We start from the raw sequence: 16,437 nt of genomic DNA, 5'->3' as shown, positions 1-16,437 counted from the left end.
TTAATATGGAAATTGAAAGACTAAAAAAGCTTTTAGGGTTTAGCAGGGAAGATGATTCAAAAGATATTATATTAGAGTTTGTATTAGAAGATGTAGAGGAAATGGTCAAAAGCTACTGTAATATACTTACTATTCCCGAAGGATTAAATGGTACTATTTTAAGAATGGCTATAGATATGTACAAAAATGAGAGTCTAGGAAGCAAGGATATTGCGCTAGGCTCTATTTCTTCTATAAGTGAGGGCGATACATCTGTTTCGTATAGAAGTTCAGCTAGTGAATTTAAAGAATCTTTACTCAAAGATTATAAAGCACAATTAAACAGATACAGAAAAATTAGGTGGAAATAATGAATAAATCAAGGAAAGCAATAGAACTGTTATATAGAGATAAATGCACTATAGTGGAATATCAACCAGTCAAAGACCCTATTACAAAACGAACTAATAATAAAGAAGTAGTAGTATTGGAAAATCAACCATGTAAGCTTTCATATAAAAATATTGCATCAGCTACAGATGGAAAAGTAGCTAAGCTAGAGCAAACTATTAAACTCTTTATATCTCCAGATATAAAAATTAAAGCAGGTTCAAAACTTATTATAAATAATAAAGAATATGTAAGAAGTGGAGAACCTGCTATATATCCAAATCATCAAGAGGTAATACTTGAGTTATTTAAGGATAAAGCATAATGGCTAGATGGGGCAGTGTTGATTTTAGAGAGTTTAAAAGAGTTTGTAAGAAAATGGAGAAATTTACAAAGATTGATTTAGATAAATTTTGTAAAGATGCAGCAAGAGAATTAGCAGCAAGGTTACTAGGAAAAGTAATTAGAAGAACACCAGTTGATACAGGATTTTTAAGAGAGGGTTGGAGTGGAGTAGCTTACGCTAGGTCGCTTCCTGTTTACAAACAAGGTAATAATTATGTTATAGAAGTCGTTAATCCAACTGAGTATGCAAGTTATGTAAATTTCGGGCATAGAACTAAAGATGGTAAGGGATGGGTTAAAGGACAACATTTCTTAACTATTTCAGAAATGGAACTACAAAGTCAAGTTGATAAGATTATAGAGAAAAAGTTATTAATCTTGTTGAAAGGAGTGTTTGATGCTTAATAATATTATAGATGGAATATCAGTAAAATTAGACAAAACGTTTGGAGAAAGTTATACAATTTACAGTGAGGATGTAGAACAAGGGATAAATGAACCTTGTTTTTTTATTTGTCCTCTAAATCCAAGTAAAGTACCATATCCAAATGGAAGAGAGTTGAAGAAAAATTCATTTGATGTACATTATTTTCCACGTTCAAAAGATAAGAGTTTTGAAATAAATGAAGTAGCTGAAATGTTACTAGAGGAATTAGAGTATATAGAAATTGATGAAGATTTAGTCAGAGGTACAAATATGAACTATGAAATTATAGATAATGTGCTACACTTCTTTGTTGACTATAACTATTTTACTATAAAAAGTAATAATACAGATAAGATGGACACAGTAGAGTTGTTTGGTGGTCTAAAGAGAGGTGATAAACTTGAGTAAAACATTAAGTAAAGAAGAAAATTACAAATTTACTAAGGAACAGATAGTTAATTCTAAGAAGTATGTAAATAGAAAAGATTTATTAAATGCAATTTTAAAAGAAAATGAGTTATATTCTTTCTTAGAAGTAGAGGATAGAATAAATAATTTTATGAAAGGAGTGAGTTAGATGGCTTTAGGTGGAGGAACATTTGTAACACAAAATAAAGTGTTACCAGGAAGTTATATAAACTTTGTAAGTGCTGCAAGGGCAACAAGTTCTCTTAGTGATAGAGGTATTGTCGCAATGCCTTTAGAATTAGACTGGGGTATTGATGAAGAAGTATTTCAAGTCACAAGTGATGATTTTGAAAAGTATTCAGTGAAGTATTTTGGATATGATTACACTCATGAGAAGTTAAAAGGTCTTAGAGATTTATTTAAAAATATAAGATTAGGTTATTTTTATAAATTAAATAAAGGAGTTAAAGCTAGTTGCAGTATTGCTACAGCTAGATTCAGTGGTATAAGAGGTAATGACTTAAAAGTAATAGTTACAACAAATGTTGATGATAATACTAAATTTGATGTTGTAACTTTGCTAGATAATAAGAAAGTTGATACACAAATAGCAAAAGTTATTACAGATTTGGAAGATAATGACTATATTACTTGGAAAAAGGATGCAACACTAGAAGCAAGTGCAGGGTTAGTATTTACTGGTGGGACTAATGGAGAAGCAATTACAGGGACAGAATATCAAGCTTTCTTAGACAAAATAGAAAGCTACTCATTTAATGCTTTAGGATGTTTGGCAACAACAACAGAGATTAAAAGTTTGTTTGTAGAATTTACTAAGAGAATGAGAGATAAGGTAGGAGCTAAGTTTCAAACTGTATTATATAAAAAGAATGATGCAGATTACGAAGGTGTAGTATCTGTAGAAAATAAAGTTAAAGATACTGGATTATTAGAGTCTAGTTTAATTTATTGGACTACTGGAGCTATAGCAGGATGTGATATAAATAAATCTAATACAAATAAGCGATATGATGGTGAGTTTGATGTTGATGTTAATTATACACAAATACAACTCGAAGAAGCTCTAAAAACAGGTAAATTTATATTTCATAAAGTTGGTGATGAAGTTCATGTATTAGAAGATATAAACACTTTTATTAGTTTTACAGATGATAAGAATGATGATTTCTCAAGTAATCAAAGTGTTAGAGTATTAGACCAAATTGCTAATGATATAGCGATTTTATTTAATGATAAATATCTTGGTAAAGTGCCTAACGATAAGGCAGGAAGAATAAGTTTCTGGAATGATGTAGTAAAACATCACAAAGAATTAGAAAACATTAGAGCAATAGAAGATTTTAAAACTGATGATGTATCTGTAGAACTTGGAAATGATAAGAAAACAGTTATAGTAAGTGATGCAGTTAAGGTTATTAATGCTATGAGTAAGCTTTATATGACTGTTTCAGTTAGTTAATTAGGAAGGAGAATATTAGAATGGCTAAAAATATTACTATGAAGTCAAAAGATGCAATAAGTGCATCTTTGGCAGAATGCTATGTTACCATTGAAGGTAAAAGATACCTTCTTATGCAGTGCATCAAGGTAGAGGCTAAATTTAAGAAGAATAAAAGTAAGATACCAATTTTAGGGCAAACAGGAAAAGGAAACAAAACTACTGGATGGGAAGGCACAGGAAGTGCAACTGTTCATTATAATACTTCTATCTTTAGAAAACTTATGCTTAGATATAAGGAGACTGGAGAAGATATATATTTTGATATGCAAATTACTAATGAAGACCCTACTTCAAGCATAGGAAGACAAACTATTATATTAAAAGATTGTAATATAGATGAGGTCACATTAGCTAAATTTGATGCAGATAGTGAATATTTAGATGAGGATATAGATTTTACTTTTGATGATTGGGATATGCCAGAAGAATTTAAAATTTTATTAGGTATGATATAGAATACACATTTATAAATTATAGATGTGTGTTTTTTATGTAAAAATTAAAATAAAAAGGAGAATTAAGAAATGAGTAATTTAAGTGCTTTTTTAAGTCAAAATGCAATAAAAAATGAGAATGTAATGTATGTGGCAAGCGATAGATTTTTAGATGAAGAAGGAAAACCGGTTGAATGGGAATTAAGAGTTTTATCTTCTGAGGAAGATGAAGTATTAAGAAGAAATTGTACCAAAAGAGTGAAAGTGATTGGCAATAATGGGAAACATACAGGACAATATACAAGTGAAATTGACTACAACAGTTATGTAGCTGAATTATGTGTGGCATCTACTGTATTTCCCGATTTGAAAGACGTTGAGTTACAAAATAGTTATGGAGTAATGGGAGAAGCTCAGCTATTAAAAGCAATGTTAAATGCAGGTGAGTATGTAAATTACACTGTAAAAGTGAATGAAGTTAATGGATTTGATACCTCATTTGAAGATAAAGTAGAAGAAGCAAAAAACTAATCAGAGGTGGCGATTTCGATGCTAGTATTACTCATTATTGTATTCAAAAATTAAAGTGGAAACCTAGTGAATACTTGAATTTAGAAGTTAATGAGAGAGCATTAGCAGCCGCCTCAATACTTGTTAAAATAGAGGATGAAGAAGAAGCAATGAAAGAAGCTGAAAGAGAGAAAAAGAGAGGTAGAAGGAGATAATGTATAATGTAAAAATTGTACTAGTATAGTATAATAATATTATAAAATTATTATGCTAGGGGGATTATTATGTTTTGTTCAAGTTGTGGAGCAGAAATTACAGGGGTAGGTAAATTTTGTTCAAGTTGTGGAGCTTCTGTAGAAATTGAAATCGTTATAGATAATAAAGATATTGAAACAAAACAAGATTTAATTGTTAATGTAAATAATACAGAAATAAATATGACCGAAATTTATAGAAAGTATAGAAAAGAAAAAGTAAATGCAATAAAAAATGTAATGAAAATAAGTGGTTTGAACATAAAGGAAGCAAAAAAAATAGTGGATTCTTCTTTTGAAGAGTTAAAAATTAATTTTATTGATGATACTATGAGTAATTCAGAAAAGGAAAAAATAATAAACAATCAAAATAGAAAAAATAATATTGAAAAAGCTCAACAAGAATCAGTTGCTTGTTGCCCTAAATGTGGTTCAACATCTTTGACAGCTCAAAAAAAAGGTTTTGGTATAGGAAAAGCAGTGGTAGGAGCGAGTTTAACTGGTGGAATAGGTTTAGTAGCCGGAAATTTAGGAGCAAAGAAAGTTAGAGTTACATGCTTGAATTGTGGAAAACAGTTTTGGGCAGGTAAAAAATAAATGTATTCATAATAAAAACACTTACTAAATTAGTAAGTGTTTTTATTATATAAATTAACAGAAAGGAGAGTGAAAAAATGGCTACAATACAAACATCTATAAGAATTTTCGATGGAATGACGCCTGTATTTCGACATATGACAACTGCTATGAATATAGTACTGAGTTCATTTGAGCAATTACAAAGAACTTCTAGTAATGCAGTAAATGCTAATAGCATAATAAGAGCTAGAGAAGAATTGGCAAGAGCAGAAGCTGGATTTGATAGATTAGAACGACAGATAAGAGAAGCTGATGAACAACAAAAAAGATTTAATGATGATGTTAAAAAAGGAGCAAGTAGTACAGATAAATTAGTAGCAAATGCTAAAAGATTAGTAGCGACTTATGTTACTTTAAGAAGTGTTGGTGGTTTAATTAATCTAAGCGACAAAATGACGAGTACTAATGCTCGCTTGAGTATGATAAATGATGGTCAGCAATCAGATGGTGGATTAAACAAGATGATATTTCAATCAGCAGAAAGAGCAAGGGCGTCTTATTTAGATACTTCTAAAATAGTAACTAGAGTCGGAATGAATGCAGGTAAAGCATTTAGTAGCACAAAAGAGATAGTAGCATTTGCTGAACAATTAAATAAAAAATTCGTAATTGCAGGAGCAACAACAGAAGAAACCAATTCAGCACTATTACAATTAACTCAAGGTCTTGGTAGTGGAGTTTTAAGAGGAGAAGAATTGAATGCTGTGTTTGAGTCAGCACCTAATATAATTCAATCGATTGCTGACTACTTGGATGTGGACATAGGGAAAATAAGAGGAATGGCATCAGAGGGAATGTTAACAGCAGACATTGTGAAAAACTCCTTACTTGCAGCAGCAGAACAAACTAATGCAGAGTTTGAGAAGATGCCTTACACATTTAATCAAATTTGGACATCAATAAAAAATAATTGCGTCATGATTTTTGGCGTTATACAAAAAAAGATAGAGCAAGCTATGTCTAGCCGGGGTTTCCGAACCTTTATAGATAATTTTATAGACTCTTTGTATGTGCTTGGAAATGTTGCTTATAACATTTTTAATGGAATTATAAATATATTAGGTAGTCCAGCTTTTCAAAGTTTCTCAAATGTGATGATTGTTGGAATTAGTTTAATTGCACAAGGTATGGGATGGATAATAGCACAAGCATTAAATGTTGCTAATGTATTTGCACAAAATTGGAGTATTATCGCACCTATAATACTTGGTGTTGCAGCAGCAATGCTAGTGTATAACAATGTATTACTACTTAGCATTGCAAATAAAGTTAAAGACATTGCACTATCTGCAATATCTTTAGCCATGAACTTTGCACATATAATAGCCGAATCTTGGAGAGCTGCTGCATTAGTTGCTACTACTATAGCTCAAGATGGATTAAATGCAGCAATGATGGCTTGTCCAATTACTTGGATTTTATATGGTGTAATAGCAATTGTTGTTGCATTTTTTGTGGCTATAGCAGTTTTTAATCAGTTTGCAGGAACAAGTGTTTCTGCGATTGGTGTAGTTGTAGGAACTCTTTATTTTCTAGGCACTTGTATTTATGATGTATTCGCAGGTGCGTGGAACATAGTAATGGCATTTGCAGAGTTCTTTGTTAACTCATTTAATATTTGTATCTATGGTGTACAGATGTTATTCTATAATCTTGCAAATTTTGTTATAAACTCAATGGGTGATGTTGGAGGTTCTTTTGATAGATGTGCAACAACACTTGCAAATGTATTTATAAATGGAGTAAATCTAGCAATAAAAGCGGTAAATGGCTTAATTGAATTAATTAATAAAATACCTGGAGTAAATATAGATGCATTTGGTCATGGTTATACAAAAAATATAGACTCTGTCGTTGGAGGTTTAAAAAACTATCAAAAAACATTAAAAGAGCCTATTAAGCCGCAGGACTGGAAAGCTCCATATGCAGAAATCAAAAATCCATTTGACTCTTACAAAAAAGGATATGATGTAGGACATCAATTACAAAACAAACTGAAAGACACTTTTGACATTAGTAAAATAGCAGAAGATGCAAAGAAAAAACTTGGGCTTGATGATTTATGGGATAAAAAATATGGACTTGGTGATGGATTTGGTTCAGCAGGGATTAATTCTCCGCTCAGTGACGCAGCAAAAGGAGCGAAAGATACTGCGGGAAATACTGCAAAGATGGCAAAAACAATGGATAAAAGTCAAGAAGATTTAAAATATCTTAGAGACATTGCAGAGCAAGAAACAATCAATCGTTTTACAGGAGTAAACATTAAAATTGACATGAACAACACAAACAACATAAGTAAAGATGCAGATGTAGATGGAATAGTTAATGTACTAACAGAAAAACTGAATGATGCTATGGTTGTTTCAGCCGAAGGAATCGTTTAGGAGGTGTTTAAATGGCTTATGACTTTTATTTAGATGGAGTACAATTACCAATCACACCTGGTAAGCTTGAGGTCAAAGTAACAAACAAAAATAAGACAGTTGACCTAATTAATATGGGTGAAGTAAATATATTAAAAAAAGAAGGGTTATCTGAAATAAGTTTTGAAGCAGAATTTACACACAATAAATTACCGTTTTACAGAGGGACTTTTAGGGATGTACAATTCTTTTTAAGTAAACTAGAACTACTAAAAACAGATTGTAAGCCATTTCAATTTATTGTTTCAAGGGAAATGGGTAATAAGGTCCTATTTAATACTAATATGAAAGTATCTCTTGAAGAATATACAATCTTAGAAGACGCCGACAATGCCTCAGATACAAAAGTAGCAATAAAATTAAAACAATATAGAGATTATTCAACTAAAAAGTTAGTTCCTGCTGCACCTAAAAACGAGACAGGTAGACCTAATGTAAAAATAGAGCCAAAACGAGTTGATTCAGTCAATGCACCAAATGCTAAAACATACACAGTCAAGGCAGGTGATAGTTTATGGTCAATCTGTCAAAAGCAACTTGGTAATGGCTCATTATATAAGAAAGTATATGAGCTAAACAAGACTATGATGGATAAGGCTAATAAGAATAAAAACTTAAGTAAATATACCATTTACAAAGGGCAGGTGTTGAGGCTTGGCTGATGAATTAGTATTAGCAAATGATAGAGATATAAGACTAGTAATAGCACATTGGGAAGATTTCTATGAGCCTGTAGTTTTAGATGGTATCACATGGGAAATGGAAAGACGAGGTACACCTTCAAAGTTAGAATTTACAATTGTCATGGATGATATACTACAGTTTTGTGAAGGCAATTCAGTTCGTTTATATTTTAAAGAAATAGGTATATTCTATGGATATATATTTCAGAAGAAAAGAGATAAGGAAAATCACATTAAAATAGTTGCATATGACCAGCTAAGATATTTTAAGAATAAAGATACTTATGTATATAGTAATAAAACTGCAAGTGAACTTATAAAAATGTTAGCTAAAGATTTTAATTTAAAATACAATGTCATAGAAGATACAAAATATAAAATATCGAGAGTTGAAGAAAATAAAACACTCTTTGATATGATATTAACTGCACTAGATGATACTCTAAGAGAGAAAAAGGAAATGTATGTTTTGTATGATGATTTTGGAAGGATAACATTAAAAAATGTTGCATCAATGAAATTAGATACTGTTATGAATAATGATGTAATAGAAGATTTTGACTATAATTCATCAATAGATAGTGATACTTATACAAAAATAAAACTTGTGAGAGACAACGAGGAGTCAGGTAAAAGAGATGTCTATATCGCTCAAGACTCAACGCATATGAGAAGCTGGGGAATACTTCAAATGTTTGATACAGTAGACAAGAACATGAGTGAAGCAGAAATAAAACAAAAATGTGATATACTTTTAAAACTATATAATAAGAAAACTAAGTCACTAAGTTTAAAAAATGTGCTTGGAGATACTAGAGTGAGAGCAGGTTGTTTAGTACCTGTTTTTTTGTCGTTAGGAGATATAGAGTTACAAAATTATATGTTAGTTGAGAAAGTTAAACATACTTTTGAAAATAATTCACATTTCATGGATTTAACTTTAGTTGATGGAGACGAGTTCGCTTCTTATTCTTCAAGTTCCTATTCAAGTGGAAATACAAATAATAAAGATGAAAAGAAAAATGGTACTACAGAAAGTACTGCAAGTAAAGAAGATACTGAAATGGCTAATAAAATTAATAAACTACTTAAAGGTAAATTATCAAATACAGGAAATATATTTGTTAAATATTCAAATGCTTATAAAGTTAATCCAGCACTAATGGCGGCTATATCAATGCACGAATCAGCTAGAGGAACTTCAAATATTGCAAATACTAAAAATAATTTCTTCGGAATGAGAATAGATGGAAAGTATTTAAGTTTTTCAAGGACTGATGAAGGAATAAAAAGAGGTATAAGTAATTTATCAAGAAACTATATCTATCAAGGTAGAAAAACATTAGAAAGTATCAGAAATAAGTATTCTTCAAGTTCAGACAAAGAATGGGTAAAATGTGTGAGTGCATTTTATAAACAAATAACAGGGAGTAATTACGATAATTCAAGTGGTACAGGAATTGGAAGTGATGAAGAAGCAGAAAAGAATTTAAAAGATACAACTTATCAAGTTCAAAATAATAGCACTGATAATACATCAACAAACAATAATAGTAAAGTAAGTAAAGTTATTCAAGAAGCAAAAAATCAGCTTGGTAAGCCATATGCTTGGGGTGGTAATGGTCCTAAAAGTTTTGATTGTAGTGGACTTATGATTTGGGCATTTAAGAGAGGTGCAGGAATAAATCTACCTAGAGTTTCAGCAGACCAATCAAAAGATAGTAGAGGAAAACTATTATGCAACATAAATGATGTAAAAGCTGGGGATTTAGTATTCTTTGCATACAATCAAGGAAAAGGAAAAGTACATCATGTTGGACTATGTATAGGAAATGACCAGTTCATACATTCACCAAAGACTGGTGATGTAGTCAAAATAAGTAGTTTAAGTGGTAGACAAAATAAGAATCATGATTTTGCAAGAGCTAGAAGATTCTTTTAAGTGAGGTGATAAAATGTCACAGGAATTATTGCAAATAATTAAAAAGGCAGCAATGGATGCAGTAGAAACAAGTAATCCAATGCAAATTGTATTTGGAACAATAGAAAGTGTAAGTCCTTTAAAAATTAAAATAGAACAAAAATTATCTATTGGTGAATTTTTTTTAATACAAACAGATACATTTAAAAGATATACAGATAAAAAGATAGGAGATAAATTAGTTTTAATTCGTATGCAAGGAGGACAACAGTATTTAATTTTAGATAGGATGTGATGAAGTGATACCAACAGACACTATTGACTATGATATAGAAGATGTATCAATTATAAACTTTGATGTAAGAGAAGAACCAAGTAAGACCTTTAAATTAAATATAGAAAAAAATAAAGTAGATGGTATTTGTGATGATGTGGAAGCATTAAAACAGACCATCTTTTTGATTTTAAATACTGAAAGATATGAGCACTTTATTTATTCTTGGAATTATGGGGTCGAGTTGAACGACCTTATTGGAGAACCTGTCTCATATGTAATACCCGAGTTAGAGAGAAGGATAACAGAAGCATTAGTGCAGGATGATAGAATTGAAAATGTAGATAATTTTGAGTTTGAAAATATAAAGGGTAAAGTACATTGTAAGTTCATAGTTCACAGTAAATATGGAAATATAAAAGCAGAGAAGGTGGTGAGTGTATAATTGTTTGAGTTAATGACTTTTGAAAATATAATTAAAAGAATGTTAGATAGTGTACCAAATACACTAGATAAGAGAGAAGGTTCTATAATATATAATGCCTTGGCACCAGTTGCTATCGAATTGACAGAGGCTTATATTGCAATGGACGAAATGTTAGACCAAACATTTGTTGATACTGCTAGTTACTATTATTTAGAGAAAAGATGTAAAGAAAGAGGAATCACACCACTATCTGCAACTAATACCATTGCAAAAGGAGTATTTAATATAGATATTCCTCTTGATTCAAGATTCAACTTAGGAGAATACAATTATGTGGCAGTTGATAGAATTAGTGAAGGAATATATAAGATGAAATGTGAAACTGCTGGACCTATCTTTGAACTTGGTCAGTTGATTCCAATTGAATATGTAGACAAATTAGAAACAGCAGAATTGACAGAAATATTGATAAATGGAGAAGAGGAAGAATCAGAGGACAGTTTAAGACAAAGATACTATGATAGTTTAAATTCACAAAGTTTCGGTGGGAATATACAAAACTATAAGTATGAAGTTAATAAATTGCCTGACGTTGGGGGAGTTAAAGTTTATCCAGTTTGGAATGGTGGAGGAACTGTTAAGTTAGTAATAATTAACTCTAATTTTAAAGTACCATCTAGTGATTTAGTTAATCTAGTACAAGAAGAAATTGACCCTATACAAAATCAAGGAGAAGGTATTGGATTAGCACCTATAGGACATAAAGTTACTGTTACAGGAGTCGTGAGTACAACTATAAACATATCAGCAGAGATAACATACAAGAGTGGCTATGCTTGGGAGAATATAAAGACTATAGCAGAAGAAACAATTGACGATTATTTAAATGAACTTAACATGAGCTGGGAAGATGAAGAAAACTTAATAGTTCGTATATCTCAAATTGAAACTAGATTGCTTAGTGTAGATGGAGTATTAGATATTGCAAATACTATGATAAATGATGCCAAATCTAATCTAACAATAGATAGTAATAGCATAGTAGTAAGAGGTGAGGTAGTTGGATAAAGAGATAAATCTAATAAGTTACTTACCACAAATTCTGCAAGATAAAGAAGAATATATAAAAGCATTTAATGCAGATAACAAAGAAATAAAGATACTACATGATAAATTAGATGATGTCTTAAATGACCAGTTCTTAGAAGATTTGACCATAACTGGTATAAAAAGATGGGAAAAAATAATGTCTATAGTTCCTAAATCAAATGAGAGCCTAGAAGATAGAAGATTTAGGATTTTTAGTAAATATATAAGTAAATTACCTTATTCGGAGAAATTTCTTAGGAATTGGCTAGATAGTATAGTTGGAGAAGGCAATTATGAATTAACTATAAATAATGCTACTTATAACATTCATTTAGAGAGTGACGCAAGGAATCAAGACTGGTTTGAGGAAGTTCATTCTTTTGTAAGTAGTATTAAACCTTGTAACATGAGTTTTGACTACACTAGAATACTTATAAGTAAAGATAATTATATGAATTTTGGAATAACCACTTTGATGGGTCAAGAAATAACTATATATCCTTGGAGTCCACCAAACATAGAAACGTATGGAGAAATTGATATATTAACAGGAAATGGAGTTGGATACCAAGAAATAACAATATTTTAGGAGGTGATATATTGGCTATAGATAAAAGTTATTACACTATAATTACAAATGTAGGAAAGGCAAAGATAGCAAATGCAAGTGTTACAGGTGACAAAGTAGGGTTTGTAAAAATTCAACTTGGAGATGGTGGAGGAAGTGAGTATACTCCTACTGAAAGTCAGACAGAACTTAAAAATGTGGTATGGGAAGGCAACATCGGAAATACAACCACAGATGAAACTGCGCCAAACTGCATAATATTAGAGAGTTTAATACCATCAAGTGTAGGTGGGTTTATGATAAGAGAAATAGGATATTTAGATGATGAAAATAATCTAATTGCAATCTCTAAATATAAAGAATGTTATAAACCTTCTATAGAACAAGGAGCAGTTGTTGATATGAAGGTTAAAACTGTGCTTATTGTATCTAATGTAAATAATATAGAACTTAAAATTGACCCTACAATAATTTTTGCTACGCTCAAAGATATACAAGAATTGGATACTAAAATAGACACTATTAATGCTAAAATAGATACAACTAAAACAGAGTTAACAAGCAATATAGAAACTGCTAAGACAGAGTTAAACACTAGAATTGACACAGAAAACGAGAAACAAAATATCAAAATCGACAGTATCATTGCAGGTGGTGTGAATGTATCTCATACACATATCGTAGAAGTAGATGATTGGGTTTTAAATAGTGAAACTAATATGTATGAAGTAACTATAAATCATCCTTTATTGACTAAAAGAATACTGATAGCTTTATATGATGAAATTGGAGAAGCACTTACACCAAATGCTAGAGCTATTGATGATAATAGTATTCTTGTTAGGAATGAAGAAAATATTAAGATGTATGTGTATCTAATAAATGGAAATGCACAAACTAGTTTAATTAATGCGACTGTTGATGATAATAGAGTGTCTGAAATGACTACTTATTCATCTAAAAAAATTGAGGATAGATTCGTTAATTTAGAAGAAAAAGTAAATGGTGGATTATCTAACATTGCAACTAGTGTGAATGAGTTAATAACTTATTGTTAGAAAGGAGAGTGATAAAATGCAGACAGTATGGGATTTTGATTTTAAAGCAGAAGCACAACCTATTACTCTAAAAGCAGGCAAATATAAATTAGAGTGTTGGGGAGCTTATGGAAGGGTTTGGACTGGAGATTCTCAATCTAATGGAGGATACTCTTATGGTGAACTTACATTAAAAAAAGAAACTACATTATATGTATACACAGGTGCTGCTGGTTCTAGTAATAAATATGAAGAATTTACATTTAATGGAGGAGGACTTGGTGTTAATAGCGGAGGAGGCGGAGCAACTGATATAAGACTTGTCAATGCAGATTGGAATAATGAACGAGGTCTTTTATCTAGGATAATTGTTGCTGGTGGTGGCGGAGGCGGATATAGTAAAACTCCTGCTGGCAAAGGTGGTGGTTTTAAAGGCGGAAATAGTACTAATGATGATAACAGTTCAATGCTTGTTGTACCTGGAGGAACACAATATGATGGCGGTAGAGGTTATCGTGATGAATGGGATGGTGTTTTTGGTTGTGGTGGAGGTTCTATTCTTGGTTTAGAACGAAATAAATATCCTTATAATTCTGGAGGTGGTGGGTGGTTTGGTGGTGCAGGTGCTAGAACCACTTCAAGCGGTGGAGGCGGAAGTGGCTATGTATTAACTAAAGATAGCTATAAGCCTGTTGGGTATATACCAACATCAGAATATTGGTTAGAAAATGTTGGTAGTGTTACTGGGGGTAATACTACTAAAGCGAATGGATATGCTAAAATAACATTACTACAAGCATTACCATTTTTAACAGTATCCTCTTATAACTCCACACAAGCAACATTTAAAGCTGACCACACAGAACCTGCGCTACTAACTAAAATAGAATATTTTATAGATGATGTATTAAAAGAAACTATAACAGAAGATTTAACTCTTGAAAAAACAATTAACTATACATTAGAAGATAATGCACTACACACACTTAAAATAGTCGTTACAGACAGTGCAAATGCTACAGTAGAGAAAGTATTAAGTATAAGTAAGAATATAATGCCATTACCCGAAGAAAATTCTAATTTGAGCGATATAGCATCCAAAATTGTTGAAGTAAATTCGGGTTTTAAAACTGGTAAGACAAGTATTATAAATACTTTAGCATTAAAAAATATAGAAGCAAGTTTAAATAATACACTTGTTGAGTTATCAGAGAAAATAAAAACTTCTTTTAATAGTTCAGACGCTAGTGTACAGGAATTGCAAAATAGGATAACCGAGTTGACTAACCAACTTAGTCAACGTGTCAGATATGCTAGTGGTACTTATGCTTTTGATACTCCAACTACTTTACCAATTACTGTTCCAACTAATTTGAATTTTACTCCTAAACTCGTTATAGTTAAATATTTTAGTGTATATGATAAGAATGATTTAACTATAAGCATTACTTATCTAATTAATGATGGTTCACAGTATGGTTTAGCTAGAGTTGATGGTAAAGACCGTAAAGTTTTTATATTTAATATAGAAAATATCACTGATAAAAGCTTTACTATTAGTGGTGGTTTTACTGATAGTATTGTTGAATTTCCTGTTGCTTTAAAATACAGCCGAACTGTAAAGTGGTATGCGTTTGATGTTGATATAAAATTATAAGGAGGTAATAAAAATGAATAGAGGAAATAGAATAATATATAATGAAAAAGGAGACATACTGTTTCAAACAGGAGAAGCAATAGGAGATGTATCAGAGCATGATACAATAACAGAACTACATTACTTAGATTTAGAATATGGAAGTATAGACTATAGTAAACAGTATATAGAGTCTATAAATCCAATCACAAAAGAACTTGTTTTAAAAGATATAGAAATTGTTTTGACAGATGAACAAAAGAGATTACAAGCATTAGAAGAAGAATTAAGTATGTTAAAAGAAGAAAATAAGAATAGAGATTCTGAAATAGTAAACACAGCATTTGAAGTAGAAAATATCAAATTAAATAACAATTTATAGGAGGAATTAATATGTATAACTTATTAAAACTTATGATAGAACAAAAGAACTATAGTGCGAAGGAAGATTTGCAACACAAGATAGATGTATTCTATGCAGTAAACAGGATTACAGAAGAACAATATTTAGAGTTAACAAATTCATTAAATAAAGAAGAAACACCAGTAGAACCAATAATATAGAGGTTCTTTTTTTATTGGAAAGAGGTGATTTAATTGACTTTCAAAGAGTTAGTTAATAAAGTTAGAAATCTTGTTTTAGAAGCAAAGAAAGTAACTATAGAAGATACAGACAATAAATTCACTAGTGAAAATGTTGAGGGAGCATTGAAAGAATGTATAGATAGAGCAGATTCGGCTTTTCAAAGTGCCGATAGTGGAAAAGAGTTAATTGCAACCGCTATCGGCTCTCCTGCTACGTCAGAACAAACATTTCAAGAGTATGCTGATTATATAACAGAATTTAAAGGTACCATAACTGATTTACAACAACAAGTTAATATTAGATACAAAATAACAGGAGGTTCTTTTGAAGGAGAAGAAGCAAAGCCATATAAGGTTACTTTTCCTTCTGTTCCCGAACATCTAGCAATATTTTCTATAATGAATGAAAGAGAATGTTATTATACTCCATTAAGACAAAAATTAGAAAGTAATCCTGGTGGAAGCACTGCTTATATTAAAATTAATGCAGATAAAAAAGGATTTGAAGCAGGGAGTACTAGTTATACAACAGGGAAAAGTCCGTTTAAAGGATATTTTATTGCTTGTTATAAATAAAAGGGCTTAGATAATATCTCTAAGCCTTTTTTAATGCAAATTTACAATTTAGGAGGTTTTCATGAATGAAGAACTTTTCAAAGACCATTTGAAACGACATGAAGTAACAATAAACAAACATAATGATGAAATAGACGAATTAAAAGTAGCAAATATAGAATCTAAAGCAGAATTAAAAGCGTTGTGTGAGAATTTAAATTCACTCACAAGCATGTTAAAGTGGCTAATTGGAACAATGATTACAACACTTGTAGGCTTCTTTATATTTGCCATACAGAGAGGAATATTTTAATTAGGAGGAAAATAT

The 16,437-nt window shown here is 30.8% G+C and carries 22 protein-coding genes; all 22 read left to right on the top strand.

Going from position 1 to position 16,437, the window contains the following annotated elements; translation table 11 throughout:
* The first annotated feature begins 5 nt into the window (after window positions 1-5).
* Window positions 6-350 carry a phage head-tail connector protein gene (locus ACTG48_RS18845; RefSeq protein WP_479917684.1) on the top strand — a complete coding sequence of 115 codons (345 nt, stop codon included), beginning with the start codon at window positions 6-8 and terminating at the stop codon, window positions 348-350.
* The gene (locus ACTG48_RS18840) at window positions 350-694 is read left to right on the top strand and encodes a hypothetical protein (protein WP_479917683.1); all 345 of its coding nucleotides are present in this window, start codon (window positions 350-352) and stop codon (window positions 692-694) included. The genes ACTG48_RS18845 and ACTG48_RS18840 overlap by 1 nt, the downstream gene beginning before the upstream one ends.
* Window positions 694-1,119, top strand: coding sequence for an HK97 gp10 family phage protein (locus tag ACTG48_RS18835; protein ID WP_479917682.1), 426 nt, complete (start codon window positions 694-696; stop codon window positions 1,117-1,119). The genes ACTG48_RS18840 and ACTG48_RS18835 overlap by 1 nt, the downstream gene beginning before the upstream one ends.
* Complete coding sequence (locus ACTG48_RS18830; protein WP_479917681.1) at window positions 1,112-1,549, top strand: phage tail terminator family protein; 438 nt, start codon at window positions 1,112-1,114, stop codon at window positions 1,547-1,549. The genes ACTG48_RS18835 and ACTG48_RS18830 overlap by 8 nt, the downstream gene beginning before the upstream one ends.
* Window positions 1,533-1,718, top strand: coding sequence for a hypothetical protein (locus ACTG48_RS18825; protein ID WP_479917680.1), 186 nt, complete (start codon window positions 1,533-1,535; stop codon window positions 1,716-1,718). Before ACTG48_RS18830 ends, ACTG48_RS18825 begins: the two co-directional genes overlap by 17 nt.
* Entirely contained in the window at window positions 1,719-3,029 is a 1,311-nt protein-coding gene (locus tag ACTG48_RS18820; protein ID WP_479917679.1) for a phage tail sheath family protein, read from the top strand.
* 20 nt (window positions 3,030-3,049) lie between these two features.
* A complete protein-coding gene (locus ACTG48_RS18815; protein WP_065977991.1) occupies window positions 3,050-3,526 on the top strand; it encodes a phage tail tube protein in 477 nt (158 codons plus the stop codon).
* A 69-nt stretch (window positions 3,527-3,595) separates the two neighbouring features.
* Window positions 3,596-4,036: a phage tail assembly chaperone gene (locus ACTG48_RS18810; protein WP_223195610.1), complete on the top strand. Its 441-nt coding sequence runs from the start codon at window positions 3,596-3,598 to the stop codon at window positions 4,034-4,036.
* Window positions 4,037-4,299: 263 nt separating this feature from the next.
* Window positions 4,300-4,866, top strand: a complete 567-nt coding sequence (locus ACTG48_RS18805; protein WP_479917678.1) for a zinc ribbon domain-containing protein — start codon at window positions 4,300-4,302, stop codon at window positions 4,864-4,866.
* Between the two features lie 77 nt (window positions 4,867-4,943).
* Complete coding sequence (locus ACTG48_RS18800; RefSeq protein WP_479917677.1) at window positions 4,944-7,295, top strand: tape measure protein; 2,352 nt, start codon at window positions 4,944-4,946, stop codon at window positions 7,293-7,295.
* 11 nt (window positions 7,296-7,306) lie between these two features.
* A complete protein-coding gene (locus ACTG48_RS18795; protein ID WP_479917676.1) occupies window positions 7,307-7,996 on the top strand; it encodes a LysM peptidoglycan-binding domain-containing protein in 690 nt (229 codons plus the stop codon).
* The gene (locus ACTG48_RS18790) at window positions 7,989-9,959 is read left to right on the top strand and encodes a C40 family peptidase (protein ID WP_479917675.1); all 1,971 of its coding nucleotides are present in this window, start codon (window positions 7,989-7,991) and stop codon (window positions 9,957-9,959) included. Before ACTG48_RS18795 ends, ACTG48_RS18790 begins: the two co-directional genes overlap by 8 nt.
* Before the next feature lie 13 nt (window positions 9,960-9,972).
* Window positions 9,973-10,233 carry a DUF2577 domain-containing protein gene (locus ACTG48_RS18785; protein WP_227832502.1) on the top strand — a complete coding sequence of 87 codons (261 nt, stop codon included), beginning with the start codon at window positions 9,973-9,975 and terminating at the stop codon, window positions 10,231-10,233.
* A gap of 4 nt (window positions 10,234-10,237) precedes the next feature.
* Window positions 10,238-10,657, top strand: a complete 420-nt coding sequence (locus tag ACTG48_RS18780; protein ID WP_169469051.1) for a DUF2634 domain-containing protein — start codon at window positions 10,238-10,240, stop codon at window positions 10,655-10,657.
* Window positions 10,658-11,707, top strand: coding sequence for a baseplate J/gp47 family protein (locus tag ACTG48_RS18775; protein ID WP_479917674.1), 1,050 nt, complete (start codon window positions 10,658-10,660; stop codon window positions 11,705-11,707).
* Window positions 11,700-12,317: a YmfQ family protein gene (locus ACTG48_RS18770; RefSeq protein ID WP_479917673.1), complete on the top strand. Its 618-nt coding sequence runs from the start codon at window positions 11,700-11,702 to the stop codon at window positions 12,315-12,317. Before ACTG48_RS18775 ends, ACTG48_RS18770 begins: the two co-directional genes overlap by 8 nt.
* A gap of 11 nt (window positions 12,318-12,328) precedes the next feature.
* Window positions 12,329-13,354, top strand: a complete 1,026-nt coding sequence (locus ACTG48_RS18765) for a phage tail protein (protein WP_479917672.1) — start codon at window positions 12,329-12,331, stop codon at window positions 13,352-13,354.
* Between the two features lie 16 nt (window positions 13,355-13,370).
* Window positions 13,371-14,990, top strand: a complete 1,620-nt coding sequence (locus ACTG48_RS18760; RefSeq protein WP_479917671.1) for a glycine rich domain-containing protein — start codon at window positions 13,371-13,373, stop codon at window positions 14,988-14,990.
* A 13-nt stretch (window positions 14,991-15,003) separates the two neighbouring features.
* A complete protein-coding gene (locus ACTG48_RS18755; RefSeq protein ID WP_479917670.1) occupies window positions 15,004-15,351 on the top strand; it encodes a hypothetical protein in 348 nt (115 codons plus the stop codon).
* Window positions 15,352-15,362: 11 nt separating this feature from the next.
* Window positions 15,363-15,533, top strand: a complete 171-nt coding sequence (locus ACTG48_RS18750; RefSeq protein WP_479917669.1) for a hypothetical protein — start codon at window positions 15,363-15,365, stop codon at window positions 15,531-15,533.
* 33 nt (window positions 15,534-15,566) lie between these two features.
* Window positions 15,567-16,130 carry a hypothetical protein gene (locus ACTG48_RS18745; protein WP_479917668.1) on the top strand — a complete coding sequence of 188 codons (564 nt, stop codon included), beginning with the start codon at window positions 15,567-15,569 and terminating at the stop codon, window positions 16,128-16,130.
* Between the two features lie 61 nt (window positions 16,131-16,191).
* Window positions 16,192-16,422, top strand: coding sequence for a hemolysin XhlA family protein (locus ACTG48_RS18740; protein ID WP_054271786.1), 231 nt, complete (start codon window positions 16,192-16,194; stop codon window positions 16,420-16,422).
* The last annotated feature ends 15 nt before the right edge of the window (window positions 16,423-16,437 follow it).

This window comes from Clostridioides sp. LIBA-6822 (genome assembly GCF_056688955.1).
The sequence above is the reverse complement of the archived record's forward strand: the minus strand, read 5'-3'. Positions and strand labels throughout refer to the sequence as shown.